The sequence below is a fragment of the Altericista sp. CCNU0014 genome, assembly GCF_044923475.1.
Lineage (GTDB): Bacteria > Cyanobacteriota > Cyanobacteriia > Thermosynechococcales > Thermosynechococcaceae > JAAURS01.
Window position 1 is genome coordinate 1,861,081 of record NZ_CP137338.1, and the last position, 26,474, is coordinate 1,887,554.

At 52.9% G+C, this 26,474-nt stretch carries 23 protein-coding genes, 1 tRNA gene and 1 riboswitch; of the genes, 12 read left to right on the top strand and 12 right to left on the bottom strand.

The genetic code is table 11. From position 1 onward, the window contains the following. From R6H26_RS09320 to R6H26_RS09340, 5 genes are all read right to left on the bottom strand, one after another. Entirely contained in the window at positions 1–1,155 is a 1,155-nt protein-coding gene (locus R6H26_RS09320) for an Arm DNA-binding domain-containing protein (protein WP_404790180.1), read from the bottom strand. A gap of 183 nt (positions 1,156–1,338) precedes the next feature. Beyond that, positions 1,339–1,411: transfer RNA gene (locus tag R6H26_RS09325), tRNA-Thr, on the bottom strand. Between the two features lie 75 nt (positions 1,412–1,486). Further along, entirely contained in the window at positions 1,487–1,897 is a 411-nt protein-coding gene (locus tag R6H26_RS09330; RefSeq protein ID WP_404790181.1) for an acyl-CoA thioesterase, read from the bottom strand. A 109-nt stretch (positions 1,898–2,006) separates the two neighbouring features. Further along, positions 2,007–2,960, bottom strand: coding sequence for an ion channel (locus R6H26_RS09335; protein ID WP_404790182.1), 954 nt, complete (start codon positions 2,958–2,960; stop codon positions 2,007–2,009). Positions 2,961–2,991: 31 nt separating this feature from the next. Next, entirely contained in the window at positions 2,992–5,241 is a 2,250-nt protein-coding gene (locus R6H26_RS09340) for a DUF3488 and DUF4129 domain-containing transglutaminase family protein (protein WP_404790183.1), read from the bottom strand. A gap of 188 nt (positions 5,242–5,429) precedes the next feature. On the opposite strand from R6H26_RS09340, the gene R6H26_RS09345 reads away from it, so the two are divergent. From R6H26_RS09345 to R6H26_RS09355, 3 genes are all read left to right on the top strand, one after another. Beyond that, entirely contained in the window at positions 5,430–5,498 is a 69-nt protein-coding gene (locus R6H26_RS09345; protein WP_404791268.1) for a hypothetical protein, read from the top strand. 100 nt (positions 5,499–5,598) lie between these two features. After that, entirely contained in the window at positions 5,599–7,239 is a 1,641-nt protein-coding gene (locus R6H26_RS09350; RefSeq protein ID WP_404783115.1) for an IS1634 family transposase, read from the top strand. Positions 7,240–7,452: 213 nt separating this feature from the next. Continuing rightward, complete coding sequence (locus R6H26_RS09355; RefSeq protein ID WP_404790184.1) at positions 7,453–8,418, top strand: DUF4351 domain-containing protein; 966 nt, start codon at positions 7,453–7,455, stop codon at positions 8,416–8,418. Between the two features lie 163 nt (positions 8,419–8,581). On the opposite strand, the gene R6H26_RS09360 is transcribed toward R6H26_RS09355, so the two are convergent. Together R6H26_RS09360 and R6H26_RS09365 are read right to left on the bottom strand one after the other, a co-directional pair. Then, the gene (locus R6H26_RS09360) at positions 8,582–9,955 is read right to left on the bottom strand and encodes a nitrate/sulfonate/bicarbonate ABC transporter ATP-binding protein (RefSeq protein ID WP_404790185.1); all 1,374 of its coding nucleotides are present in this window, start codon (positions 9,953–9,955) and stop codon (positions 8,582–8,584) included. A gap of 24 nt (positions 9,956–9,979) precedes the next feature. Then, entirely contained in the window at positions 9,980–11,713 is a 1,734-nt protein-coding gene (locus R6H26_RS09365; RefSeq protein WP_404790186.1) for an ABC transporter permease, read from the bottom strand. A 200-nt stretch (positions 11,714–11,913) separates the two neighbouring features. On the opposite strand from R6H26_RS09365, the gene R6H26_RS09370 reads away from it, so the two are divergent. The 3 genes from R6H26_RS09370 to R6H26_RS09380 all read left to right on the top strand — a co-directional run bounded on the left by R6H26_RS09370 (position 11,914) and on the right by R6H26_RS09380 (position 14,053). Continuing rightward, complete coding sequence (locus R6H26_RS09370; RefSeq protein ID WP_404790187.1) at positions 11,914–12,387, top strand: hypothetical protein; 474 nt, start codon at positions 11,914–11,916, stop codon at positions 12,385–12,387. A gap of 239 nt (positions 12,388–12,626) precedes the next feature. Further along, complete coding sequence (locus R6H26_RS09375; RefSeq protein WP_404790188.1) at positions 12,627–13,280, top strand: hypothetical protein; 654 nt, start codon at positions 12,627–12,629, stop codon at positions 13,278–13,280. Continuing rightward, positions 13,280–14,053 carry a pentapeptide repeat-containing protein gene (locus R6H26_RS09380; RefSeq protein WP_404790189.1) on the top strand — a complete coding sequence of 258 codons (774 nt, stop codon included), beginning with the start codon at positions 13,280–13,282 and terminating at the stop codon, positions 14,051–14,053. Before R6H26_RS09375 ends, R6H26_RS09380 begins: the two co-directional genes overlap by 1 nt. A gap of 124 nt (positions 14,054–14,177) precedes the next feature. On the opposite strand, the gene R6H26_RS09385 is transcribed toward R6H26_RS09380, so the two are convergent. Next, positions 14,178–15,056 (bottom strand): CPBP family intramembrane glutamic endopeptidase, encoded by an 879-nt coding sequence (locus R6H26_RS09385; protein WP_404790190.1) that lies wholly within the window; start codon positions 15,054–15,056, stop codon positions 14,178–14,180. A 2-nt stretch (positions 15,057–15,058) separates the two neighbouring features. Beyond that, positions 15,059–15,316 (bottom strand): hypothetical protein, encoded by a 258-nt coding sequence (locus tag R6H26_RS09390; RefSeq protein WP_404790191.1) that lies wholly within the window; start codon positions 15,314–15,316, stop codon positions 15,059–15,061. A gap of 149 nt (positions 15,317–15,465) precedes the next feature. Here R6H26_RS09390 and R6H26_RS09395 point away from each other — a divergent pair, with 149 nt between their 5' ends. The 3 genes from R6H26_RS09395 to purD all read left to right on the top strand — a co-directional run bounded on the left by R6H26_RS09395 (position 15,466) and on the right by purD (position 19,582). Continuing rightward, positions 15,466–17,142, top strand: coding sequence for an ABC transporter substrate-binding protein (locus R6H26_RS09395; RefSeq protein WP_404790192.1), 1,677 nt, complete (start codon positions 15,466–15,468; stop codon positions 17,140–17,142). 12 nt (positions 17,143–17,154) lie between these two features. After that, positions 17,155–18,180 (top strand): ABC transporter permease, encoded by a 1,026-nt coding sequence (locus R6H26_RS09400; protein ID WP_404790193.1) that lies wholly within the window; start codon positions 17,155–17,157, stop codon positions 18,178–18,180. A gap of 124 nt (positions 18,181–18,304) precedes the next feature. Then, entirely contained in the window at positions 18,305–19,582 is a 1,278-nt protein-coding gene (purD, locus tag R6H26_RS09405) for a phosphoribosylamine--glycine ligase (RefSeq protein WP_404790194.1), read from the top strand. A gap of 33 nt (positions 19,583–19,615) precedes the next feature. On the opposite strand, the gene R6H26_RS09410 is transcribed toward purD, so the two are convergent. Both R6H26_RS09410 and R6H26_RS09415 read right to left on the bottom strand, forming a co-directional pair. Continuing rightward, positions 19,616–20,356, bottom strand: coding sequence for an SAM-dependent methyltransferase (locus tag R6H26_RS09410; protein WP_404790195.1), 741 nt, complete (start codon positions 20,354–20,356; stop codon positions 19,616–19,618). 76 nt (positions 20,357–20,432) lie between these two features. Next, the gene (locus R6H26_RS09415; RefSeq protein ID WP_404790196.1) at positions 20,433–21,317 is read right to left on the bottom strand and encodes an iron-containing redox enzyme family protein; all 885 of its coding nucleotides are present in this window, start codon (positions 21,315–21,317) and stop codon (positions 20,433–20,435) included. A gap of 671 nt (positions 21,318–21,988) precedes the next feature. Then, positions 21,989–22,121: riboswitch (cobalamin riboswitch) on the top strand. A 50-nt stretch (positions 22,122–22,171) separates the two neighbouring features. Here R6H26_RS09415 and cobG point away from each other — a divergent pair. Genes cobG through R6H26_RS09430 form a run of 3 tightly spaced genes read left to right on the top strand, consistent with a single transcriptional unit; the run spans position 22,172 to position 24,968 of the window. Then, positions 22,172–23,638: a precorrin-3B synthase gene (gene cobG / locus R6H26_RS09420; RefSeq protein WP_404790197.1), complete on the top strand. Its 1,467-nt coding sequence runs from the start codon at positions 22,172–22,174 to the stop codon at positions 23,636–23,638. Beyond that, positions 23,635–24,264, top strand: coding sequence for a precorrin-8X methylmutase (locus R6H26_RS09425; RefSeq protein ID WP_404790198.1), 630 nt, complete (start codon positions 23,635–23,637; stop codon positions 24,262–24,264). The genes cobG and R6H26_RS09425 overlap by 4 nt, the downstream gene beginning before the upstream one ends. After that, complete coding sequence (locus tag R6H26_RS09430) at positions 24,261–24,968, top strand: precorrin-2 C(20)-methyltransferase (protein WP_404790199.1); 708 nt, start codon at positions 24,261–24,263, stop codon at positions 24,966–24,968. The genes R6H26_RS09425 and R6H26_RS09430 overlap by 4 nt, the downstream gene beginning before the upstream one ends. Before the next feature lie 77 nt (positions 24,969–25,045). On the opposite strand, the gene R6H26_RS09435 is transcribed toward R6H26_RS09430, so the two are convergent. Next, positions 25,046–26,428, bottom strand: a complete 1,383-nt coding sequence (locus R6H26_RS09435; protein ID WP_404790200.1) for an aminopeptidase P family protein — start codon at positions 26,426–26,428, stop codon at positions 25,046–25,048. Positions 26,429–26,474 lie beyond the last annotated feature (46 nt).

Sequence of the window (26,474 nt, forward strand, 5' to 3'; positions counted from 1 at the left end):
TTAGAGTTCAGGCACTGCGATATGGTCAACAGGCTTTGCATACACCCGGTCGATCATTTGAGCCGAGTTGCCAACCCATTTTGCAAGCTGAATCGATGGAATATCTGCTTCTCTGCACAAACTACAAAAGGTATGCCTTGTTTGATAGGCATTCCGATGCTCAATCTTATTCAAGGATTTCAGGACTGCTCTCCAAGCACGATTGGTAAAATTATGCCAATCCACAAACTTGCCTTCAGGACTTGGAAACACCAATGATTCCGGTTTACAACCCTCTGGCTTAAGCGATTCCAAGAGTTGAGTGAGTTGAGCATTAATGGGGAATCTTCTAGACTTCTGAGTCTTAAGCCCGTCTTTAAGGACTAACCCTTTCCCGTTGTAGATGACCGCCTGCTCAAACATAATCGCAGTATGGTTAATATGTTTCCACTGCAAGGCGATCGCCTCCGAAGGTCTGCATCCCGTGAAAAACAAAAACTCGACCAAGGGGGCGTAATGACTGTAGTAGCGGTTGCCCTTGAATGCCTCAATAATGCGATCGCGCTCTTTTCGGGTGAAAGGGTTAATTTCTTCCTCTTCTGAACCCGACTTCTTGACCTTCACCTCTGATGCTCTGCCCTCAAAGGGATTAGAGCCAATCAGCCCAGATTTCTTCGCCCACTTACAGCAAGCAGAGAGATGCATCAATACTCGTCTCGTAGAATTGGCAGGGACATTGGCACTCAGCCAATCGAAAATAGCTTGATCCTCGCTGGGCAACTTATGGGGGCATCGTTCCAGATGATTTGCCACCCACCCATACATTCTGACTGTCGCTGGCGATTTCCCAGACGACCTCGCTTTGCTATAGCGTTTCCACAACGCGGGTAAATCAAGAATTGAGCTAGGAATTGCGGTAATCGGGTCAGCCGTCGTCAAAACAGCTTGAGCTTTATACTTATCCAGATTATCAGGGTCGAACTCGCCGTAAGCGATATCCCGCTCAACCTCCAGTGCTTTATCCTGAGCCTGCTTGCGGCTGTAGGGCGTATCGCTTAGCCCCGTTGAGATAAAGTACCGCTTTCCTTCAAAGGTGAAAACGATTTGGAGACGGTTGTTACTGCTCCTGATTTGGGCACTTCCCGTCCTAGACTTCTTGCGATTTCGAGCGTACATAGCAATTGAGATAATTTAGTCACCTGCTCTATCTCTAGTGTACCGCTTATCTCAATCTTTATCTCAATCTTGGCTCCAAACTGACCCAATGATGTCCAACAACACCCAACGCAGTCATCAAAACCCACACAAAAAAAAGCCCAGAAACCTTTCCTGGACTGTGAAATGCTTATTCTTATTAAAAGCTGGTGACAAGACTCGAACTTGCGACCGGCTGATTACAAATCAGCTGCTCTACCAACTGAGCTACACCAGCATCCAACCTATTATACACAGGGATTTAAGCAAAGCGACATCCCTAAAAAACAAGATCCGGTCTTCTGCGCCAACCCTAACGCCACTGCTTGAGCCAACCCAGTACCTGCTGAGGCAAAGGCTGACGCTCGCGACTCACCGGATTAATACACACATGCCGCGTCAAAGCCTGACTAATCAGCCGATCGCGATCGCCCTCTCCATAAATCTCATACCGAATCTCAAACCCGTGATGGGATGTCGAAACGGGCGTCAGCACGATCTCATGGAGATCGCCGCAAAAGGCCGGATGGCGATAGTTCGCCTCCGCATGGACGATCGGCAAAGCGATCGCGCTGCTGCTGAAAAACTTCCACACCTCGACCCCTGCGGCAATGAGAGACTCTTCATAAGCCTCATGGCATATGGCGAGAGTGTTGGCAAAGTACACGACCCCTGCGGCATCTGTATCTTGAAATCGAATCCTGCGGCTGTAGATAAATGGCATATTGACTTTTTGTGAACAGTTTGTTAAGTTTAATTACATAAATTAATAAAAGGATTTTCGCAAACGCTTTCTTGCAAGGAACGCCGCCCGATATCTGCCCCCTGCCCTACTACTCTCCTAGTGGGGTTGTTTTTTGAGATAGCAGAGGTGAAATGGGTTCTACTTCGTGAAAATAGGTGCGGTCAAAATAGCGATCGCCATTTTCCTCCCTGCGCACCACATCGATAAAACGGTGGTCGAATAAAATTCGTTCGGCACCGTAGGCAAAGCGAGCGGTGACCGTGTAGGCAACCGTCTCATCTAAGCCGCTGAGCGAGACCACAAGCTGGACGTGATCCCGAATTAAATCCTCAGCAGTGCAGCCATAGAGCGGGCTATTGGGCGTGATGGGAGAATACGCCGTCCAGGAAATAGAGAAGCCTGGAGAGCGATCGCGCAGCAGATCGAGGGTGTGAATGCGGTACATATACTCTCCTTCTTCCGTCACTTCATTGCGAAAGAGATAGACACGCAGTTGTGCCTCTAGGATTTGGTTGCGGCGCTGATTTGCCATCCGAAACATCAGAGTAGGTACACCATTGTGTTGCGCAATAATGGCATATTTACTAAACATGATGCGCGCTATCGGCTTGGAGAAACGGGCAAAGGACAGCCCTGTCACAACAGCAATCACCAACAGACTGGTAATGGCTTCTAAGGTGACGATGATATGCGCGTAGGGCGTCTTAGGCGAAAAAACGCCGTAGCCAATGGAGCCGAGAGTCTGAACGCTAAAGAAAAAAGCGTCTTCGAAGGAACCAGGGCGAACACCATTGAGACAGTCACCCCCTAAAAGGTAAAGCACTGCAAACAGCGCGTTCAGCAGTAGGTATGCCCCTGAAACGATGCCAATAAAGCCCCACCAAGGCACCGTTAACATGAGGTGATAGGGATCTCGCCAATAGCTGTGCCAGGCCCCTAGTCCCTCCACTTGAAACTTACCGTCCTCCTGACGCGCAATCCGAATGGGAAGCTGGCTTTTGCCAGAGAGTCGTTTGGCTTTTTGCTTCAGTCTGGTTCGCATTGTAGGTCTACAACGTAAGACTGACGCTAGTTTACCCTATTGCCGATGGGTGGATTCGCCCGCGTTTTAACCGTTGCAACTGCTGCTGGAGATGTTGCAGATCGGGGAGGCTTTCGCCATAGCGCCACGCTACGTATGCCTTGGACAGCTCGGCCACAATGTCGGCTTTGGCTTCAGGGCAGGCCGAGCGCACCTGCTCTAGGTATTCTAAGGGGGTTTCGGAGGGATGTTTTTGCAGTCCTTGCTCCGCTAAAATCCGCAGCATCTGTTGGTACAAGCGAGCCATGGGCGGTAGGCGCCGCAGTCGATAGAAGTTTTGGACGGTCCGGCCTGAATGCCAAAGTCCCCAAATGCCAACCCCAACCCCGAAACTCAGCAAACTCAACTTTAAGATGCCCGCCCACCCTTCAGAAAAGAGTCCTAATACTTTACTAAACTGCACGCCAAGGAACGCGATCGCGCCGCTAATCCAGCCAGCAATCGGCGAAGGGAGCCATCCCGCCACCCAGTTCCAGAACTGACGCAGCACGGAAAACGTTTGGTCTATTTCGACAGAAGGTGGATAAAGTTCGTGGCCCGGAATGGCATCAAAAGCAAACCAGCCTTGTTTGGGAAAGTACACTTCGCTGAGGGCATAGGCATCGGTGTTTTTGACCGCGTACAGCCCCGTAAAGGGATTGAATTCCCCAGGGGCAAAACCAGTTGCCAACCGGGCGGGAATACCGATGGAGCGCAACATCACGGTAAGAACCGAGGCAAAGTGGTCGGGATAGCCGCCCTTCCAATCGGTCAGGAAGGCGATCGCCAAGTCTCGATCGGGCTGGAGGATTGGAATGTTGGATTGAAGAGCGTAGCCTTGTTTGAGGGCTTGGGTCAGGTATAACGCTTTCTCGTAGGGTGTGGGGAGCGGGCGCTGGGATTTGGCGAGGAGTTGCTCGGTAATCTTCCGAATTTGAGGGGCGATCGCCTGCGGAACCTGCAAGTAGTTTTCTCGAATGGTTTTAGGGTAGACGACTGTAGAGCGGTTGAGACGGCTGCGGTCTCGGTAGGGTACATCGGAGACCACCGAATAGGTCAACCCTTCTTCGAGGGGACCCGGCGATCGCATTCCTCCTTCGGGATCGATGGCAATTTCTTGGGTCGGGAAGTAGACTTCGCGGGCTTGGGAAAGGGATGGCAGCAGGTTTGGAAATTCGGTCAAAATCGAAAAGGTTTGCACTACCTCCTTAGTATGGGATTGGGAATGGAGCGGCGGCAGTATGAATCGGTAAGACCAGGGCGATCTCCGGACGATGTTGGCGTTTTCGTTGCGCGAGACCTTCCACCCTTGGCCGGTATAGCGATCGAAGGCCATCACCCGCCAAAATCCCTCAGACTGAGACCGCACTCGCATTACGACCTCCGGCTTCAGGCTCCCCCGCAGGTTTTGGTTCATTTCTGCGTTGAAGCCATAGTAAAACTTGGAGCTAAAGCTCTGACCTTGACCGAAACCGGGGTTTTCTCCCCCTGCGCCAGCACTTCTCCCTTTGCCCGTTCTGACGTACCCCGGATTGAATACTCGTTCCGGGTCGAATTTCCCCTGGGGCATTTTCACTTCGCTACTGACGGGCAAGGTACGAAATTGATAGCCGGGCAGGCGCGGTGTCACTGCAAAAATCAACAGTCCCAATCCTAAAACTGCCCCAAACAGCAGCGCCAAGCGGCGGGGTGGCAGGACGGAAAATTGCCGGAACCGAAAGGTGCTAAAGCCCAGGCGAGAGCGGTAGTCGAGGAGGAGGACGGGGAGGGCGATCGCCACAAACAGGATCAAAAACCCGCCAAAGGCCATGGTTTCGCTGATGGTGGCTGCCACCCCAATTAAAATCAGCCCGATCGCGACGGAATAGCCTAAGTCTTTACGGCGGGGCATATCAAAGGTATGCAGCACCTGAAGCTGAATCAATAAATCAGCCAACAGCAATCGCGAATCGCCAGCGTTGCCGAGCAGTCGCGACAGCATGACGCCCAACATCGCCAGCATCCCGATGGCAATGCCAAACTTGGCCGCCAGATTCCGGCGACGGCGACTGTACCAGCTCCAAGTCGCCCCTACAATGCTGAGGGGAATCGCCCACAAACTATTCGCGCTAGTGGCCGCAATGTCTGTTGCCGCAATGCCAACGCTGACCAGCGCTTGGACTGCAATCCGCAGCCAAAGGGAGTCTTCAATGGCTGGGGCGGACGATTGCGCTGCCTTCTGCTGCCATCGCTGGAAGCGATGCTGAAGGGGAAAAACCTTCATAAATGGTGAAACCTCATGCCTGACGGGTTTGCTTTTAGTCTACCCGCCCTGTTGAATCTGCCTTCCAAGGCTGCTGTTGAAAGCGCAAATATTTCTCTACCGCTCAATCCTTCTGCAATTTATCAGAGGTAAGCGATCGCTCGTCCTCCGCCAACTCTTGTGTCGCGCGGGCACTCTCCCCGCTGGCGTTGCCCCAGCTTGAGGCGTTGGGGGAGGCGCTGTTGGATTTTGCAGGGTTGGATAATTGGGCGGGGTAGTTGCGGGGGCAAGGCTAAGCAAATCTAAAAGGCGATCGCGTTTATCCCACATTCCGCAGGTGCGGAATTAGAATGAGGTATTTTAGCGCTCCACTAAGCCATGAGTTCAATACCCCAGGAAATCCAAGTTCAGAATCTTGACCATTTAGGGATTGTCGCCGGAATCATTGATGAGATTGGTCTGGTTGAGCAAGTAGACGAATTACTGGGGATTCATCCACAAGCAGGGGTGACACTCGGTCAAATCCTCAAGGCGATGATATTGAATGGATTAGGGTTTGTCAGTGTGCCATTGTATCTGTTTAGTCAGTTCTTTGAAGGCAAAGCCATCGAGCACTTGTTGGGCAAAGGAATCGAAGCATCCCACTTGAACGATGACCGATTGGGTCGAGCCTTAGACCGCTTTTACGAATACGGCGTGACCAACCTCTTTACGACCCTGGCCTTAAAGGCCGCCCAACAGTTTGGGGTTGAAACAGAGCGTGTGCACCTAGACAGTACTTCTATGAGCGTAGAGGGGCAATATGTCCCTAAAGATTCGACAGTCACCCAAGTACCAGAAGAAGCTCAACCCATCAGCGCGATCGCGCTGACCTATGGATATTCCAGAGACCGTCGACCCGACTTAAAACAGTTCCTCATGGACACGATCTGTAGTGGAGATGGCGACGTACCGTTGTATCTGAGGGTAGCTGACGGGAATGAAGTCGATGGAGTGGGCTTTAGAACCGTCATCCACGAATATCGTCAGGATTGGTCATTTGACGGATTGAGAGTGGCAGACGCAGCCCTATTCACTGCCGAAAATCTCAAACAAATGGGGAGCCTCAAATGGGTTAGCCGCGTCCCCTTGACCCTCAATCAAGCGCAAGAAGTGATTGCACAAGTGACCCCCTCTGTGGAGTGGAAAGGCGTTGGCACGGGGTATCGATTGATTGGGGTTTGTACGACCTATGCCGGAATTAGGCAACGGTGGGTGGTCGTTGAAAGCGATCAACGCAAAGATGCAGACCTCAAACAGTTACAAAAACGCGTCGAGCAACAGGAGCACCGTCAACGCCGTCACCTCGAACAACTGTGCAAAGAATCCTTTGCCTGTGAAGCTGATGCAATCAAGGCTATCAACGCGTTTGAGCAGACTTTACACTATTGCCAACTCACGGACGTCTCAGTGCTCAAGAAAGTCCATCATGGCAAACGAGGGCGTCCTAAATCCGATGCTGTCTGTGAGGAGAGGTTTTATCCCCAAGCAACGCTAGTTCACAACATCGAGGCCATTGCAGCCCAACAGAGCATTGTGGGGCGCTTTATTTTGGCGACCAATGTGCTTGATTGTGATGAGCTATCTGCGGTGGAGGTATTACAGGAATACAAAAATCAGCAATCGAGCGAGCGGGGATTTCGGTTTCTCAAAGACCCTTTGTTTTTCACCTCCAGTGTCTTTCTCAAATCCCAAGAGCGCATTATGGCTTTGGCGATGGTGATGGCGTTATGTCTGCTGGTTTATACCCTGGCGCAACGCAAGCTCCGAAAAGCTTTGAGTGAGGCTCATGCGGGTATTCCCAATCAACTCGGTAAAATGACTGATACTCCCACGATGAAATGGGTGTTTCAGTGTTTTCAGGCGATCCATCTGGTGGTCGTCTCAGGTCACAGACAAGTCTCAAATCTCTCTCCTCAACGGCTTAAGATTTTGCAATTCCTTGGCGCATCCTGTGGCCGATATTACCTTTTGGAGTAAGGCTCTAAAATTCTCACACTAACGGGCTGACCTGCGGAATGTGGGGTTTATATCTCTACAAAACTGCGATCGCATTCCCGAACAAAAACAAAATGCGATCGCCCCCTTCAGCAAATCCAACCCAATTGCAGGTTTAATCAAGGGCAGTATTCTGAATGAGAGAATACCCGTTTGCTTTACAATCAGGGCGATCGCCATTATCCTGCCACCTCAATGACTGAACCTAGAGCAGACCTAGACTCGCCCTGGAAGGACATTTTAAGAGCTTACTTTCCCCAAGCTATACAGTTTTTCTTCCCGAATACGGCTGCTTTAATTGACTGGGAGCAACCCTACGAATTTCTCGATAAGGAGTTTCAATCGATCGCACGGGATGCTGAAGTGGGTCGTCGTTATGCAGACCAACTTGTTAAAGTCTGGCTGCTGGGAGGAGAACAAGTTTGGTTATTGCTCCATGTTGAAATTCAAAGTCAGTGGGAATCTGGTTTTGCCGAGCGGGTCTTTGTCTACAATGTGAGAATTTTCGACCTGTATCGTCAAGTTCCGGTCAGTTTAGCAATTCTTTGTGATGAGAAATTATCCTGGAGACCCCAAAGCTATACGGCTAGTTACCCAGATACCCGGCTCAATTTTGAGTTTGGTATTGTAAAACTGCTGGACTGGCGCGATCGCATCATAGAACTTGAAGCCAGTGATAACCTCTTTGCAATTGTGGTTCTAGCACATTTGAAAGTGATTGAGACCAAAGGACGGGTTGAGCAACGGAAAGCTTGGAAATTCAGATTGACCAAAGCGCTTTACGAAAAGGGATATGAGCGTCAGCAAATATTGGATTTATATCGCTTTTTGGATTGGGCTATGATTTTACCAGAGGCAATCGAGCGTGAGTTTTGGCAGGAATTACAAACCTTTGAGGAGGAACGAAAAGTGACTTATGTAACCAATGCAGAACGATTTGGCTTTGAACGAGGGATCCAAGAGGGTAGGCAAGAGGGTAGGCAAGAGGGCGAATTGGCGATCGTTCTTCGTCTCCTGACCCGTCGAACAGGGATCCTCTCACCTGCTTTAAGATCGCAGGTTGAATCCCTTCCCTTAGAACAATTAGAATCGCTGGGTGAGGCGTTGCTGGATTTTTCTAGTTCGGCTGATTTAGACCAGTGGCTGCAATCGCGATCGTAAACTACAGCGATCGCCCCTAGAATCTCCAACCCAAAACAAGCCCAATTGCCCTCCTAGCCAACCCCAAACCCCAATCGAAACCATACAAACACGCGATCGCACACCAAAGACATTGTCCCCTTCAGAAAACCCAAAAGCTTAAGCTAATACAATTATTCAAAATCTACTCAATCTCTTCATCGCTCGCCGCCACCGCAGGTTCCGGTAAATATAGCCTCTCTTCACTGGCATCGTACTCGAAAAGTTCTGCATAGCGACCCCAGTCAACAGCAGTGGCAAACTGTCGCTCGGATTCTTTATCGGAGAAATATTCGTTCAGCAGATCGATGAAGAACCCCGCCCGCATGGAGCGATTGCGCTTTTCTCGCAGCGTTTGAATCATGCTGACCAAAACGGGTACGTTGGCGAGCACCTGCTGGCGGAACAAGTCCTTACTCCGCAAAATAGTCGTCGTTGCAAAATCTCGACCGATTTCAGTCAGTTTCACATCTCCCTGAGTCACCTCTGCAAAGCTTAAAAGCACCGCTGCATCCAAAATGGGCAGCAAGTCATCGACTTCAAGCTGAATTCGTTCCGCCAGTCGCGGAATATCGTCCGTTGCTTCAGGTTGCTCCACAATTAGCTCCAGCAATCCGCTAATGCTGCCTACGCGCGCGTGGGGAAGCGGATCGGCATAGGGCGATCGCGGTAATTCCACAGACGGATAAACTTCCGCGGCGGCGGGTGCGACTTCCACAGAACCCGTCACCTCGGCCTCCGGGTTGGTCATGACCGTATAGATATAGTCCACCAGAGCTTTGAAGCGATCGCTGCCACGGTCGTGGGGCCGGGGTAAGTCGATCGTCACCTCCCCCCGCACGCAGCCTGGATTTGCGCCTAAAATCACGACGCGATCTGCCAGAAAAACCGCTTCTTCGATATTGTGGGTCACGATCAAAATGCTTTGGGACGGAAACGTTCCTGCATTCCAGAGATCGTCAATTTCACCGCGCAAGTTTTCCGAGGTCAGGACATCCAGGGCGCTAAACGGCTCATCCATAAACAGCACCTTCGGCTCCAGCACGAACGCCCGCGCAAACCCAACCCGCTGCTTCATCCCACCCGACAACTCCTTCGGATAGGCATTTTCAAACCCATCTAGACCCACCAAATCGATCGCTTTTAACGCCCGCCGTCGCCGCTCCTCCCGCGCTATCCCCTGCGCCTCCAGCCCCAGTTCCACATTTTCCTGCACCGTCAGCCAAGGTAAGAGGGCAAAGCTTTGAAATACCATCGCAACATCTTGGTTTGCACCGCGCAGCAGCGTACCGTTGCCGATCACTCGCCCCTGAGTCGGCAGAATTAACCCCGCCATGATTCGCAACAGCGTACTCTTACCGCTGCCGCTCCGCCCCAACAGCGCCACCACCTCGCCCGCAGACACCGTGAGATTAACACCGCTGAGAACCGTAAATTCCCCCTTGCCTTCCTGGGCCGAAAAGCTTTTACTGACCTGCTCGACAGTAATGAGCGCGCGATCGGTCTGGAGGTTTTTCATAGGACTCCTTGTTATACGGGGCTGCTAGAGATGGTACTTGGTTTCGGAAAGCTGGTAGAGTCGCCGCCAAAAGATGCGATTCACCCCAACGACAAATAAGCTCATCATGCCAATTCCGAGGGTGATGCGGGGCCAATCGCCTGCAGCTGTAGCGGTCGCAATGTACGCGCCCAAACCCGTCGCCGTCAAGGTCGATTGCCCCCAAACCACGACCTCAGAAATAATACTGGCATTCCACGCACCGCCGCTGGCCGTAATGCCGCCTGTCACCCAGGCCGAGAAAATACCCGGCCCGATCAGCCTGCGCCACAGATGCCACCCGCGCAAATTCAGATCCCTGGCCATCTCGCGCAGATCGGTCGGGATGCTCTGCGCGCCTGCAATGGAGTTAAACAGGATATACCACTGAGAACCCAGCGCCATTAACAGGATACTGCCCCAATCCAGGCTGATGTGGGCGCGGATGAAGAATAGCGTGGCAAAGGGGAAAAGAAAGTTAGCGGGAAAGGATGCCAGAAACTGCACCGCAGGCTGGAGCAGCCGCGCGAGTTTTGGATTGAACCCGATGGCAACGCCGATCGGCGTCCAGACGAGCGTCGCAAAGACCAGCAGCAGAATCACTCGGCCTAAGGTGAGCAGCCCGAGCCAGAAGGTTTTGCCCACCTCCAGTATCCCCACGGCGGTCAGAATAAAGTGAATGCCGCCAGCCAGCAAAATACCGATCGCCGCCAGCAGCACCCAATTGTAAACGCGATCGCCCCAATCCGATGCAGGACTTGCGGTTTTGGAGGGCGATCGCAGCGGGGTGAGGCGAGACAGGATGCGATTGATCCCCTCCCCAATGGGCTGGAGGGCTTGACCCAGGAGCCGAGGGACTCGCGCAGCCGTCAGCAGGTCGAACAACCAAGACTTCGGCGCATCTGTCCCCGCGCTTTGCTCCAAGCGGAACTTGTCGGCCCAGGCCACGATCGGCTGCCAAAAGAGCTGATTGGTCAGGAAAATAACTGCGGCGATCGCCACAAACGCCCAACCTAAAGCAGCAAGATCCTGGGCTTTGACGGCAGCAGCCACGTAAGAACCGAGTCCCGGAAGCGTGTATTGCTGGTTTAAGACACTGATGGCTTCGCTGGCAGCCACAAAAAACCAGCCTCCGCCAAAACTCATCATCGCGTTCCACACCAAGCCGATCGTGGCTGAGGGAATTTCCAGCTTTGTAAATCGCTCCCAACCTGACAGGCGGTAGAGCGTGACCGCTTCCTCTAGTTCGCGGGGCACCATCCGCAGCGATTGATAAAAGGAGAACGTCATATTCCAAGCTTGGCTGGTAAAAATTGCAAAAATTGACGCGGCTTCCAGACCCAGCAAGCTCCCCGGAAACAGGGCAATAAATCCCGTTACCGTAACCGACAAAAAGCCCAAGACTGGAATGGACTGCAAAATATCCAGGAGTGGAATCAGAATTTTTTCGGCGCGGCGATTGTGGGCGGCAACGTAGCCGTAGGCCAAGGTAAAAACCGTCGAGCAAAACAACGCGATAAACATCCGCAACGTCGAGCGGGCGGCATAGTAAGGCAAATGACGCGGTTCTAAGCGAACGCCGGGCATAATGTCGGGCGGGACAAAGCTCACGAGGGTGCCTGCTCCCACGCGGGCGATCGCGGCCAGTAACGCCAGCATCCCTAGAATGACGGCAATATCGGCCACACCAAACGGAAACCGTCGCAAGGCTTCAGGGGTCGGAAACGTTCGCCTCAGCATGGTCGATCGCCTAACGAGGGTAAAACCGTTCTCAGTGTATAGCGAGTGTAGGGTGCTGAGTCGGATCTGGCCTGACCGAACCGATCGCGCTTTCCCTCGTTAACGGCCTACAACCCTATAACGAGGTAGGATCTAGAATCCGATTCGAAGCTAACGCTTGCTTTAATATTGTAATTCTACGATTCGAGGAGATCAGTGCGATGCTCGAAAGACTTTTAAAACAAGGCGCGGTTTTGACGATTTTGACGGGATGCAGTTTTTCCCTTGCAGCTTCTGGAGAGACCCTTTTAGCACAATCCAAGCAGGCTAAGCCCGTTCCAGAACTCATAATTTTCTGTCCTTCTACACCTCAGCGGTTCAATTTTTTGCCGAACGGATACGCGGCGTCAAAGATTTACATGCTTCCATCCAGTTGCGTGGAAGCAAATTTTACGATTTCGGCAAAGGCAGGTCAATTGATGGTTCTGGTCTTAAATAGCCCTGGTTCAACGCGCGTTGAAATCAAATCTCCCGATGGCACCAGCAACGAGCAACCAGCAGGCAATGCAGGTGTCGTTTTCAATAAGGTTCTAACCGCTACGGGCGAGTACCGCATTAAAGTTTCCAAGGATAAGAAAGCCGCGCCTTGGTCGGGACAATTAATTTTGACCGCAGTGGTCCAACCCAATCTCTAACTCTAGTGTGAAATCTATAGATCGCTCTGTTCTATGACGTCTTCGAGATTCAGTTGCGGCAGGAGGCGATCGCCGAGGCTGCGGAAAAGTCAAAACAAAGATATGGCTGTTGCTCTGCGGTCTGGACCTTTGCGATCCCAACGAAAAATAGATCCAAAAACAGTCGCGCCTAGAGACAGCCACGGGTTAAACTCGATGATTGCGGGCTTTAACGTGTGGCGCGAGGGAGAACAAAAGCATTGGGCATTGAATTACGAAGCTACGTCTATCTAGATAGCCTGCAACCGCAACATGCCGCTTATATGGGAACCGTCGCCTCTGGCTTTTTACCGCTGCCGGGAGACACCTCTCTTTGGATTGAGATTACACCCGGCGTGGAAATCAACCGCATTATGGACGTAGCCCTAAAGTCTGCTGTGGTTCGACCTGCCGTTCAGTTTGTAGAACGATTGTTTGGACTCATGGAGGTGCATTCCAGCAGCCAAGCCGACGTGCAGGCCGCCTCTCGCGCCATCCTCGGTGCGTTGGGCGTGCGGCGGCAAGATTGCCTCAAACCCAATGTGGTCTCCAGTCAGGTCATTCGCAATATCGACGCCCACCAAGCCCAACTGATCAACCGCATGGCGCGGGGCCAGATGCTGTTGGCAGGTCAGTCGCTGTACGTGATGGAGGTGCAGCCTGCGGCCTATTCGGCCCTTGCCGCCAATGAGGCTGAGAAGGCCGCGTTCATTAATATTTTGGAGGTTCAGGCCGTCGGATCGTTCGGTCGTCTCTATTTGGGCGGGGAAGAGCAAGACATTATGGCGGCGATGCGCGCGGTCTTGAGCGCGATGGAAAACACCCCCGGACGCGCGCATCCCGATCTGACTCAGTCGCGGCAAGCAAAGGAATAATGTCTAATTTCGACCATCTGGTAAAACTCGGCTCGGGCGTTTGGTCCTGGAATCACTGGCGATCGCAACACCCCCACGTCACACCAGATCTTAGCCATGCCGATTTAGCTCGAGCGCAGCTCAACAACGCGAATTTGAGCGGAGCCGACCTCAGCAACGCGAATTTAGTGGGAGCCGATCTGCAAGCAGCGAATTTGAACGGGGCAAATTTGGCGATCGCCGATCTATCGAATGCGATTCTAGTGAGGGCAGACCTTGCCAATGCAAATCTCATTGGAGCCAATCTCCAAGATGCAAACCTAACGCTGGTAGATCTGTATCGCGCCAACTTAATTGGCACGAACTTTCGCAACGCCACCCTCAAGCAGGCTGCGTTAGATGGCGCTCAGCTCGGTCGCAGCAATTTGAGCAATGCCAACTTAATTGAAGCAAATCTGTGCCAAGCCGTCCTTTGCCGCAGCAGCTTGTACCGTGCGGTTCTCATTGGCGCGCAGCTTTACGGTGCGGATTTGAGTCAGGCAAACTTGCGCGAAGCCAACCTATGCCGGGCCAACCTGGTTGGAGCAATGCTGGTGGAGGCCGATCTATCGGCGGCAAACTGCGCTTGGACTAACCTGTACCGCGCTAATTTGCAATGTGCAAAACTCACCCAGGTAAGCTTTCGGGGTGCAAACCTTTCGCGCAGTAACTTGCGACAGACCCAGCGCACAGGCATCGATTGGGAAATGGCCAATCTCGAAACAGTCCAAATGGACGATCCAGACATTTTCTAGGCTTTTGCCTCGTGGACTTGTTTTTGTGGCCGATGGGCAATCGGTGATACTGCCCGTGGAGGAAGGTTGCCTGGGAACCCCGATGAAGCAGGAAACAGCCAGACCAGCGAATTGGATGGTTTCATCATTTTTGCTGGGGATTAATGGGTTTAAGATTCAGCCGATCGCCGAAGATAATCCAGCCACATAGCAATCCAAAAGGAATCCAGCCCAGGATGCCGCCGTAGTTGACAAAAATCCAATTTGGGCCGCCCAGAAACAGGATGGTTGTTAGCGAACCGCCAATGGCGTTGGTGGCTCCATGGGCCAGACAAGTTGACCAGATACTCCCTGTTTTCAGTCGGAGCCAGCCGAAGATAATCGACAGCCAAATCGTGAAGACGGGGAAGACTAGCAACCCCAACCAAGGTCGATCGTATCGCTGAAAACCCAGCAAAATGAGTGGATAGTGCCAAATGCCCCAAATCAGTCCGGTGGCGATCGCAGCGCGTAGCGGGTTGTTTGTAAATAATCGGAGTTGCAAGTAACCGCGCCAGCCAAATTCTTCACCCCAGTTCAGCAGCGCAACGGGTAACGCCTGAATCGCGGTAGCAAGGATTGCGATCGGAAAAATAAGTTCGGGTAGGGGAGGAAGGTTGCCTGGGAATGCGTAAGCTGCTAGGAATCGCTGCAGGGAGAAATCGGGTTGACTGATTCTCAAAACCATCGCCAGAATTACAACGATCGCGGTAATGACGAGGGGCGATAACCAAGCGAACAGATAGTAACGCCAGTATCTTCTTAGGTTCAGTCGATACCCCGCATCCGCAAAGCCTTCGCGAGTAACCCAACGTCGGACGACGAAGGTGCCCAAGGCTGGGGAAAATACAGCGGGTAAACTCAACCATTGGAAGGCAGGATCGGTTCCCGATACTCCCGCAATCCAGAGCATTGCCCAATTTCCCCAGGCCATGCCAAAGGCGATCGCCAAGTAAACAAAAATACCTTTGGTTCTGATATTCACGCTCAAACAATCACAGCCTCCAGAGATCGCCGTAAGGAACTTGGCATCTCTGGGCCTCTACCAAACCGCACGACCAGATCGGGTCTGCCAGCCCCCAGTCCCAACGCCCTGGCAAAAGCAGGCCGCAACCTCGCTTCCTCAACGGGCTGGTTTACAAAAGCATTGCGAATGCCGAGGGCCGTCGCCTGGAGTGCAAAACGTTCGTAACAGCGACCTGCTTCAACCCAATGCGCCTTGTCATCAACGTCGGAAACGAACACGGCAATACCTGCGGAACTGCGGATGTGGCCGAGTCCATCTCGGGCCGATCGTCGCGCAACTGCATTGCGAATGGCAAAAATTCTAAACCGGATTGAAAGAAATGCAAACGATCCCTTAATGTAATGTGGTTGCTAGAGATGTTTTGTCCTTGTCTACTTTGTTGCAGACTCAAAAGGCCCAACGGTCGCTGACCGAGCAGATCGTCCGTATCTTCCGCCGCCCATCCAATGCTTATCGATCGAGCAGTTTGTTTTTTCTCTGTTTAGCTCTGACGACAAGCTGCGCCAAATCCACTCCGCCTGGCGGGGGGACGGGGAGCGATCGCCTGGTTATCGGCACCACGGCAAAATTCCGCACCCTAGATCCGGCTGATTCCTACGAAGTGTTTTCGGGGAATTTGCTCTATAACCTAGGCGATCGCCTCTACGACTACGAAAAAGGGTCTGGCAAACTGACGCCCAAACTGGCGACAGCCTTACCCAAAGTGAGCGCAGACGGGCTAGTTTATACCATTCCACTCCGCAAAGGCGTGAAGTTTCACGATGGAACCCCTTTCGATGCCAAAGCGATGGCCTTTTCTCTCAATCGCTTTATGGCCAATGGCGGCAATCCATCTGGCTTGCTCAGCGACCCGGTCAAGTCGGTTACAGCCACAGGCGAATCCGAGCTGACCATCACGCTTAAAAAACCCTTTGCTGGCTTCCCCAACCTGCTGGCCTTCTCAGGACTCGTTCCGGTTTCTCCTAAGGTCTACAAGAAAGGAGTCGGACAGTTTCTGCCCAATCAATTTGTGGGGACGGGGCCGTACAAACTGGTCAAAGTGAGCGGCGATTCCATCCGTCTCGAAGTTAACGATCGGTACTGGGATGCTAAACCGACTAATAAAGGCGTCAATATCCAAATTTTTTCCAGCCCTGCTAATTTATTCAACGCCTTTCGGACCGGATCGATCGATATTGCCTTCCAGTCTTTAGATCCCGATCAAATTCAGGCATTGGAGAACGACGCTAAAAAAGGAGACTGGCAGGCCATTAGCAGTCCCAGCAACTTTATTACCTTTTTGGTGCTGAATATAAAAGATGAGGCGCTCTCGAAGGTAAAGGTCCGTCAGGCGCTAGCCGCAATGGTGAACCGAGACGTCCTGAACGATCGGGTCTTTCGAGGCCAAGCGGAGTCTTTATACACCCTAGTGCCTACCATCTTTACAGGCATCAGCCAGCCTGTATTTAAGGCAGAGCAGCAGAAGCTCGGACGGGATCGAATCCGCAGCTTGCTTAAGGAATCGGGCTATACACCCGGCAAACCCCTCAAGCTCAACCTCTGGTACCGTTCCAATCTCACCAGCGATGGAGTTGCTGCGGCTACCATCAAAGCAATGGTGGGTCAAGGTTACAGCGACGTAGTGCAGTTAGACGTGAGTAGCGTCGATTCGGCTACGGCGTATAAAAACCTGGACAAGGGGACCTACCCGATGTTTATGTTGGACTGGGCGGGGGATTATTACGACCCGGACACCTATTTGCAACCATTTCTAGCTTGCGAGAAAGGTTCGATTAAGACGGGTTGCCAGAAGGGACAAAGCCAGTCCTGGGGGTCGTTTTTCTACAGCGATCGCGCTAACAAGCTGATCGACCAGCAACGTCAAGCCCGCGATCCCAAACAGCGCCTCAAGCCGCTCAAGGAGCTTCAGACGATTGTGGCGAAGGAAGTGCCCTATATTCCGCTGTGGCAGAAAAAGGATTACGTGTTTGCCCAAAAAGGCATCAATGGCATTCAGCTCCAGCCCAGTCAGCAGTTCCCCTTCTGGATGCTCAGTAAACCTTAGGGAAATGGCTCCATGTCTCGGATTCGCGCCCTGCAATATTACATCTTCTCGCGGTTGCTGTTGGCTCCGTTGATGGTGTGGACCATCACCACCGTCGTATTTCTGCTGTTGCGAGCCACGCCAGGGGACCCCGTGGATGCTATCCTAGGCCCTCGCGCCCCGGAGGAGCAAAAGGCTCTAGTCCGCGAGCAACTCGGGCTAGGCGATCCGATTTGGGTGCAGTACCTGCACTATCTCGGCGACTTGCTCCGCCTAAACCTGGGGACCTCTTTGTCCAGTCGCGGGCAGACCGTGTGGGAGATCGTTCGGGATTTCTTCCCCGCAACGGCGGAACTGGCCATTTTTAGCATGGCGATCGCCCTCTTCATCGGCGTGAGCGTGGGCATTCTATCGGCATCCCGTCCCAATACGCCCTTGGATGCGGCGGGACGGATTTTCGGCATCATCACCTATTCCGTACCGCTGTTTTGGATAGGAATGCTGTTTCAACTCGTGTTTTCGGTCCAGCTAGGATGGTTTCCGCTGGGGACCCGCTATCCGGTGACCGCCTTGCCGCCCGCCGGCTTTACGGGTTTGTTCACGATCGACAGTCTCCTGTCGGGCGACTTTGGGGCGCTGGGGGTGTCTTTGTACTATCTTGCGCTCCCTTCTTTTTCCTTGGGGCTGGTGCTCAGCGGCATTTTCGAGCGGATCGTGCGGGTCAACCTCAAGCAAACCCTGAAGGCAGACTACGTCGAAGCCGCAAGGGCTAGAGGCATCCCAGAGCGGCGGGTGCTGCTGGTTCACGCCCTCAGGAACGCGTTGATTCCCGTCGTGACGGTTTTGGGTTTAACCCTAGCCGCGATGTTGGGCGGGGCAGTCCTGACAGAAGTGACCTTTTCGTGGCCCGGTCTGGGCAATCGCTTGTACGAAGCGATTTCGATGCGAGACTACCCGACGGTGCAGGGCATCATCGTGTTTTTTGCGGTGATTGTCGTGATCGCCAGTATTGCGATCGATATTATCAATGCTTACATCGACCCGAGGATCCGGTACTGAGAATTGCCAAAAACGCTCATCTGCTGGATTCTCGACCCTCTCCGAGCCGGGTTCATCTATTAAAAAAAACAGGCGCGTTGTACCGTAAAAGAGGCGCGCAATTTAACTGCAAAGCGAGGAAACCGTGCGAATTATCGTCGTGGGCAATGGCGGGCGAGAACATGCCCTAGCTTGGAAATTGACCCAATCGGCCCCAGTGGATCGGGTGTACTGCATTCCGGGGAACGGAGGCACGGCAACCCTTGCCAAGTGCGAGAACGCTGCCCTCAGTGCTGAAGATTTTGAGGGCATTGCGGCGTTTGCCAAAGCCCATCAGGTCAATCTCGCGGTCGTTGGCCCTGAGGTACCATTAGCCTTGGGCATAACCGATGTCCTCACCCGTCACGGCATCGCCGTATTTGGCCCGACCAAAGCGGGGGCGCAAATTGAAGCGAGTAAAGCCTGGGCCAAGGCATTAATGGAAGCCGCGAGCGTGCCGACGGCTAAGGCTCAATCTTTTACGGATGCAGAGGCTGCCGTTCGTTATATCCAGGAAGAGGGAGCGCCAATTGTCATCAAGGCCGATGGATTGGCAGCGGGGAAGGGCGTGACCGTGGCAATGACCGAGGCAGAGGCGATCGCTGCGGTTAATGCCGCATTCCAAGGAAAATTCGGCGAGGCGGGCGATCGCGTCCTGATCGAGGAATACTTGACGGGCCAAGAAGTCTCAGTCTTGGCGCTGACGGATGGCATCACCATCCGCGCCCTCGTCCCCGCCCAAGATCACAAGCGCATCGGAGAGGGCGACACTGGTCCCAATACGGGCGGGATGGGGGTTTACGCGCCGCTACCCCTCATCACGAATGCCCTCATGAGCCGGATCCAGCTTGAGGTTTTAGAACCCGTGATGGAAGAACTGCGATCGCGTCAAATTGACTATCGCGGCGTGCTCTATGCCGGACTTATGATTACTCCTGAGGGCGAACCCAAGGTGATTGAGTTTAACTGTCGGTTTGGCGACCCCGAAACCCAGGCCATTCTGCCATTGCTCGATACGCCTCTCGAAACATTATTGATGGCCTGTGCGGAGCAAAAGCTGAAGGAAGTCGGTCCCATTGCCTGGAAGCCAGGGGTATCAGCCTGCGTGGTCGCGGCTGCGGGCGGCTATCCCGATCGCTACGAGAAAGGCCACCCCATTACCGGACTGGAAGCGGCAGCGCAGTTAGATACCGTAGTGTTCCATGCGGGGACGGCATTTCGAGATGGACAGGTGGTGACGGATGGCGGGCGGGTGCTGGCAGTGAACGCTCTGGGAGGAGATTTTGACCGAGCGTTTGCCAAAGCGTACGCGGCGATCGCCCGGATTCATTTCCAAGACTGTTACTACCGGCACGATATCGGCTACCGCGTGCGCGGCGAGTGAGGATCGAGGCTCGACCCATTCAATCCCAATCTCTTACAAAATCGTCATCACTTTTATGAATTCTTCTGACAAGTCTAAATCGCTCTCACTATCTTTCCTAAAGAGTACGCCTGATAGAAAATATATATTTTCGGAATAAAAGGCTTGGTTTCGCCTGCGCAATTCCGCGATCGCCGCTCGGACTTTAGGTTCGCAGCTGTAGTATCCAAACCTTAAAGGTGAAAGCATGAAGTCAACTAGTTTATAACCTCGGTCGGCTGCGTAATTTACCACCTCAATTGGGTTGGAATAGGCTGAAATCATCAACATGACATTTTGATAGCCCAGAGATAACAACCGTTTTGTAATATCCGCCCCATCCGTCCCGCCGTGAAGAGAAGGAATATAGAGATTATTATCGGGGGCGGGCAGATACGGAGGGTTGGCAATGAGATAATTGGCTTCGAGCCGCAGATCGTTAAAGAAGCATCGATTATGAACGACGTACCGATCCTCAAGGTGGTACTTCTTAATATTCGAGCGTGCCAGTTCATAGGAAGGATAATTCAGCTCGAATCCATGAATAATGCCATTGAAGTCATTTTTAAGAAGCGCGCTAATGACGGGGCCGCCATCGCCCGCCCCAAATTCGACAACCGTATCTGTTGCATCGCAGTACTTAAAAACCATGCTTTCTAAGCACTGAGCGTAAAACTGAGATTCCTCTTGACAAATAAATACTTCATTGCGCGCGTCGATTGTAAGCAGTGGCTTGGGAAGTAAAGCTTCTTTCATAGGAAAACCTTCGAGCAAAATAGTTGGAAAAACGCAATCCGAAAACTGGATTTGCCAAAGCATGGGAATCGAACCGTCAAACGCACGCTCTGTCTTGTTGGCGAATTAGATCCACAACAGCAGCACCTGCGCGATCGCCGATTAGTTTTTCTTGGTCGTACCCCAGTACGAGTTCCCAAGCCTTGTCGGGATATCGATCGACTAGGGGTAGTGCCACCTCTTGCAACATCCACTGACCGTGCCGCTCGTCTTCGCGAATGTGAAGTTCCCAATAGCCCATCGCGCTTTGAGAAAGCCCCAGTCGCTGCGCTGCAGCGAGATAGTCCTTGTAGATGGAAGGTCCTGCAATTTCAAAGTAGGTCAATCCGCCGTTGTAACGGAGAAAATGACGCTTGCATTCGGTGAGCAAAAAATTGTGATTGATTGAAGCTAGAACTTCCCACGGCACCCAGTCGAAGTATCCTTCTGGCTCTGTATCCAACCCGAATTCCGCCATCATTTGGGCAAAGTAGGTAGAGTGTTTGCGAGACAAACGACCGTTACCGTATTCTTCTAGAAGAACGCGTGTCAAAGTAGCATGAACTTCATTACTACTGCCGCCTAAGATTCTAGACAGTCGGCTTCCTTCCACCAATCCATCTAAAGAAGCAACGATCAAAAGATGTTTGTACCCTTCTATTGTCATTTGTTCGCGCAAGTACCGTTTGTTAGAAGACAGCGGCGGGTCGAGATCGGCCTCGCCGCGTTCCACGAGCGCTTGCTTTGGATCTAGTCGCTGAATTTCTGGGATATCGAGCTGCTCTAGCTCCCAGGCTTGCCAAGCTGCTTCAATGCGATCGCGCCAGCGTTGCAAATAAACGGAACGCTCGTTGGTATAACGAGCTAAATCGTCATACCAAAAAAGGTTGAGGCGATTGATCCAATAAAGCACGCGCTGTAGAAATAAGTGTGCTGTTTCCATCTCTTGGGCAGGATTTTTTTGAGGGCCATAAGCATCAGTTAAAGCTCTATTAATAGCTGTCTCAAACCCTTCAATAAGTGAAGGGTTAATTTCAACTTTGCGATCTAGTTTTTCCAGAACTAACAGCTCTCTAAATTGTTGCTCTTCACTAAAATAACTAAGAGTTTGAGTGGCCGAATGTAACACTAGATTTTGCTCTCCTACTAGATTGAACGAAATAAACTGTAGCGATAGCTAAATTTTCTATTATGTTTAAAGATCTCTGGCAGCTTGACTAAACTAGCTAACAACGTATATTCAGTTAAAATTGAATTATAGATAAAATTAAATTTCATAAACGTCTGTCTTTCGACAGAAATCAATTCAATGAACCTCTGTCGATGGTACTAGCTGAATTTCAAAGAAGAGGTAAATCTTGTTTTCTGGGATCGATAAAAAATTACTATCAAAAATAAAAATCTAAATTAATATCCCGATCTGCAATTTAGCAGTGACTCGATCGAGAAATTCCCTTGCCCAATCCGACAGAAAGAAATGCCGCTTTAAATCTATCCTGGTATCTCGCTCTGTCGGTCTTACCATTGAAGCTCCGCCTACCAGCGCTGGCAAAATGCTTTTACGAGTAATACAGAGCGCTGAAAACATCTTGTTTAAGAAAATCAAGCAGTTCTGCATTAGAGCGACGATCTCATGTTAAATTACTGAAGCTTAACGTCGGGAAAGTCCGGTGAGAGTCCGGCACTGTGCCGCAACTGTAAGGGCATTGCCCGAGTCAGAATGCCGACGAGGATGGCGTTTTTAGGGGTCATCGTCTATTTTTCTATTCTCTGCGCCGCACGGAGAAGGAGTTTCAATTGTTGTCTGATGTTACTGTCCCGATTGCTGACGCTTGCCCCGGCTTATTTCATGCCACTTCAGCCCAAGATGGCGTTTTATCGCGGATTCGGATCCCTGGTGGCATTTTGAACGGGCAGCAGTGCGAGGCAATCGCCGACCTCTGCGATCGATTTGGCAGCGGGGCCGTCCAGGTTACGAACCGCGCTAATCTCCAAATCCGCGAACTTCAGGCAAAAATTCCGGCTGACGCGCTCCAGTCCCTCCAAAGCGTAGCGCTAGCGGCGCCCATCCCAGATGCGGACGGGGTTCGCAACATTATGTGCAGCCCTACCGCTGGGATTGATGTCCGAGCGCTGTTGGATACTCGACCGCTCGCGAGAAATTGGAATCGCTATCTCGTCAGTCGCCCCGACTTTGGGGTGCTTTCGTCTAAATTTAGCGTTTGTTTTGACGGTGGGGAAATCGTTTCAGTTCGCGATCGCCCCAACGACATTACCTTGGTGGCGATGGCAGTCGGGGAGAGCATCCAGTTGAGGCTGCACTTAAGCATTGGAGAACGCGGCGAAGCACCCCAGGATATGGGGGTCAGCGTGCGGGAGAGCGAAGCGATCTCGCTTCTGGCTGCCTTAGCGGCAGTTTATCGAGACTATTCTTTTGCGCATTCTGGCCAGCAGCGACGGAAACCTCGTTTGAGAGAGCTTTTAAAGGAGTGGGGCGTCGAACGCTATCTCAAAACCGTCGCCCGGCAACTCGACTTTGCTTTGATTTCAGACGACCGAGATCGAGATGAAATTCCTTCTAGAAATTACGCCCATCTGGGCATCCACCCCCAACGGCAGTCGGGGTTGGCTTATATCGGCGTCAGTCTACCGCTGGGTCGGCTGAAAACGAGGCAATTACGCGAATTATCGGCTCTATCCAGCCATTGGGGAGATGGGACCTTGCGGCTAACCCCTTGGCAGACGGTTATTGTGCCGCATATACCTACGCCGCAGGTTGCCCGAGTTCGGCAGCGAATTGAAGCGCTGGAGCTATCCCCCCGCGCAACCCATCCTAGGAGCGCAATGGTGGCTTGTTCTGGAACGACGGGTTGTAGCGCCGCCGCGACGGATACGCAGCGTCACGCTCGCACCCTCATTGCTCATCTAGAGCGATGTATCGTCCTCGATACGCCCATCAACATTCACTTCAGCGGTTGCGAGAAGTCCTGCGCTCAGCATCGATCTGGGGATATTACCCTGGTGGGCATTCCGGGAGCGGATACCGAAGCTTACTGCATCTACGTTGGCAATGATGGCAGTCCGTTTGGACGGACGCTCTATTCGTTTAGCGCGGCAGACGCGCTACCTCGCCTCATCGAAGCGATGATTCGCGCGTACCAACAATATCGGCAAGGTGGGCAAGAATCCTTCGGTGCCTTTGTCAACCGCCACGCGATCGCCCGCCTGCGACAGCTGTTCGATTCGACCTTGGAACAGTCATGATGGACTACATCCGCGATGGCAGCGCCATTTATCGCCAATCTTTTGCGACCATTCGAGCGGAGGCTCGCTTAGAAAGGCTACCTGCCGATTTAGAACCCGTGGCGGTGCGGCTGATTCACGCCTGCGGCATGACCGATATTGCGGACGATCTGGCCTATTCCATCGATGCCGTCACAGCGGGTCGAGCTGCCCTCGTGCGAGGTGCTCCCATTTTATGCGACGCGCAGATGGTGGCCAATGGCATCACCCGCAAGCGATTGCCCGCTCAGAATGCCGCGATCTGCACGCTGAACGAGCCTGAAGTCCCCGCGATCGCCCAAAAGCTCCAGAACACTCGTTCGGCAGCGGCTCTGGAGCTATGGAGGGCGCATCTGGACGGTGCGGTGGTGGCGATCGGCAATGCCCCGACGGCCTTGTTTCGATTGCTGGAGATGCTGGAGGAGGGAGCGCCCAAACCTGCTTTGATCCTGGGATTTCCGGTGGGATTCGTGGGAGCGGTCGAATCCAAATCGGCCCTGGCTGAAATCCCTCACGGCATCCCGTTTATGACCCTTCGCGGACGGCGAGGGGGAAGTGCAATGGCAGCCGCAGCCGTCAATGCGTTAGCTCAGGAGAACGAACTATGACTCAACCCCAAGGGCGACTGTACGGACTGGGCATCGGTCCCGGCGATCCCGAACTCCTGACCTTAAAGGCCCACCGCATTCTGACCTCGGTACCCGCGATTGCCTATCCCACGATGGAGAGCGGTAAGGTTTTGGCACGGGCGATCGTGGCGAGCTTTATTCGGCCCGAGCAGATTGAAATTCCGATGCCCCTGCCGTTCAGCGTCGAGCGCTCCTCCCAACCCTACTACGACCGCGCTGCCGAAGACATTGCCCGACACCTCAGCGAAGGGCGCGATGTGGCGGTGCTGTGCGAAGGCGATCCGATGCTGTACGGCTCGTTTATGTATATCTTCAATCGTCTGGCAAGTCGCTTCGAGACGGAAGTGGTTCCAGGTATTTCTTCGACCTTTGCCAGCGCTGCGATGCTGGGTGCCCCGCTGACCTACCGGAACGACGTGCTGAGCATTATGCCCGCTACGTTGGATCGGGAGACGTTGCGCGATCGCCTAGCCGTGGCCGATGCTGCGATTGTGATTAAGCTGGGCCGCCACTTTGCTAAGGTCAAAGCCGTCCTGGAAGAACTCGATCTTTTTTCCCGCGCGCTCTATATCGAGCGGGCCACCATGCCCAATCAGCGCATTCGTTCCATTGCTGAGGTCGCACCTGAGGAGGTTCCCTATTGGGCGCTCGTTCTAGTGCCGAGTCAAACGCGACCGCAGTAGCCCGAGTGCGGATTCTCGAACGAGCGCGCTGAAGGTCTGAATGGGTCTGCGGCGAGGCATTTCTAGGCTCTCGGCATTCAAACCCTCAAACGCTCCGCAACCTCATCCGCTCGCGTCGGTAAAGCTGCCGTCAAAACTCGGCATCCGGCTTCGGTGACCAGCACGTCATCTTCGATCCGTATGCCTCGCACATCCTCAAAGTCCGCCAACCGCTCCCAATTCACGCAGTCTGCAAACGCATCCCGGCATTCCCTGTCGTCTAAAATGCCAGGGACTTGATAAAACCCCGGCTCGATCGTCACCACCGTTCCCGCCTGTAGGGGGCGGTTGAGCCGCAAGTACTGCATGCCGTACTCGCGACTGCGGACCCGACCGGGCGCGTAACCGGCCAAATCGCCCAGGTCTTCCATGTCGTGTACGTCCAACCCCAGCAGATGGCCGATGCCGTGGGGGAAAAACAGCGCGTGGGCAGCCCGTTCCACTAAGGTTGCCGTACTTCCTCTCAGAATTCCTACATCCACAAGCCCCTCAGCTATCGTCTTGGCAGCCATTAAATGAATATCGCGATATTCCACCCCAGGGCGGACTGCAGCGATACAAACATCGCGAGCCGCCAACACGATTTCATAAATCGCCCGTTGAGTGGCAGACCACTGACCCGAAACAGGCCAAGTGCGCGTCACATCTGCTGCCCATCCGAGCGGATGCTCTGCTCCTACATCGACCAGTAACAAATCGCCAGCATTCAGCACGCGATGGTAGGTCTGGCTGTGTAAAATCTCGCCGCGAGTCGTCACAATACTCTGATAGGCAGGCTCCATTTGCGCTGCCATCATCTCCATTTCCATCGCCGCGCGCACTTCGGCTTCGGTTTTGGCCTGGCGCGTCCGAGCCATGCCTGCCAGATGCGCTTTGACCGTCACATCGGCAGCCTGTTGCATTGCGGCGATCGCCCAGTTATCTTGCACCAATCTCAGCTCTACCAAAACTTCAGCCAATTCCAGATCGCCGCCTTCTAGGGCATTCGCTTCGTCCAGAGGACGACCGAGTACCTGACTCTGGTGCTGGCGAGCAGTGGGGTTTTGCACTGGAATTGTCACTGCATCCCGCGCAAACTGATGCAGTTCCGCGAGGGGATACGCTGCTGCCGCACCCAGGCAATTGGCGATATCGCTGCGCTGAGGAGATGGGCCGTGCCAGAGCGCGTCGGCAGGAGTCGCATCTTCCACAAACAGCGTTAACTGCCCGCAATGGAGATGAATGACCGCCTCCTGAAGCGGTACTCCTGCAAAATATAGAAAGTGACTGCTGGCGCGGAAAGGATGGCGATTGGCCGGAAAATTGCGCGGGGGTGCCGACCCGGACCAGAGGAGGACGGGACGGTTAAGGCGATCGCCTAGCTTTTGCCGCCGTTGCGCGAGGGTTGCAACGAGTTCGGTCGTGTAGGAATTCAGCAACATATTAAACGCACTGGGTAGCAATATTGAGATTTATATTGTTGCAAAC

Excerpts from the sequence above, each read along its gene's own strand:
- R6H26_RS09415 (WP_404790196.1), bottom strand. The coding sequence starts at position 21,317 with ATGGAAACAGCACACTTATTTCTACAGCGCGTGCTTTATTGGATCAAT.
- R6H26_RS09355 (WP_404790184.1), top strand. The coding sequence starts at position 7,453 with ATGACTGAACCTAGAGCAGACCTAGACTCGCCCTGGAAGGACATTTTA.
- R6H26_RS09380 (WP_404790189.1), top strand. The coding sequence starts at position 13,280 with ATGTCTAATTTCGACCATCTGGTAAAACTCGGCTCGGGCGTTTGGTCC.
- R6H26_RS09350 (WP_404783115.1), top strand. The coding sequence starts at position 5,599 with ATGAGTTCAATACCCCAGGAAATCCAAGTTCAGAATCTTGACCATTTA.
- R6H26_RS09410 (WP_404790195.1), bottom strand. The coding sequence starts at position 20,356 with ATGAAAGAAGCTTTACTTCCCAAGCCACTGCTTACAATCGACGCGCGC.
- R6H26_RS09370 (WP_404790187.1), top strand. The coding sequence starts at position 11,914 with ATGCTCGAAAGACTTTTAAAACAAGGCGCGGTTTTGACGATTTTGACG.
- R6H26_RS09330 (WP_404790181.1), bottom strand. The coding sequence starts at position 1,897 with ATGCCATTTATCTACAGCCGCAGGATTCGATTTCAAGATACAGATGCC.
- R6H26_RS09435 (WP_404790200.1), bottom strand. The coding sequence starts at position 26,428 with ATGTTGCTGAATTCCTACACGACCGAACTCGTTGCAACCCTCGCGCAA.
- R6H26_RS09335 (WP_404790182.1), bottom strand. The coding sequence starts at position 2,960 with ATGCGAACCAGACTGAAGCAAAAAGCCAAACGACTCTCTGGCAAAAGC.
- R6H26_RS09430 (WP_404790199.1), top strand. The coding sequence starts at position 24,261 with ATGACTCAACCCCAAGGGCGACTGTACGGACTGGGCATCGGTCCCGGC.
- R6H26_RS09425 (WP_404790198.1), top strand. The coding sequence starts at position 23,635 with ATGATGGACTACATCCGCGATGGCAGCGCCATTTATCGCCAATCTTTT.
- R6H26_RS09340 (WP_404790183.1), bottom strand. The coding sequence starts at position 5,241 with ATGAAGGTTTTTCCCCTTCAGCATCGCTTCCAGCGATGGCAGCAGAAG.
- R6H26_RS09320 (WP_404790180.1), bottom strand. The coding sequence starts at position 1,155 with ATGTACGCTCGAAATCGCAAGAAGTCTAGGACGGGAAGTGCCCAAATC.
- R6H26_RS09360 (WP_404790185.1), bottom strand. The coding sequence starts at position 9,955 with ATGAAAAACCTCCAGACCGATCGCGCGCTCATTACTGTCGAGCAGGTC.
- R6H26_RS09365 (WP_404790186.1), bottom strand. The coding sequence starts at position 11,713 with ATGCTGAGGCGAACGTTTCCGACCCCTGAAGCCTTGCGACGGTTTCCG.
- R6H26_RS09400 (WP_404790193.1), top strand. The coding sequence starts at position 17,155 with ATGTCTCGGATTCGCGCCCTGCAATATTACATCTTCTCGCGGTTGCTG.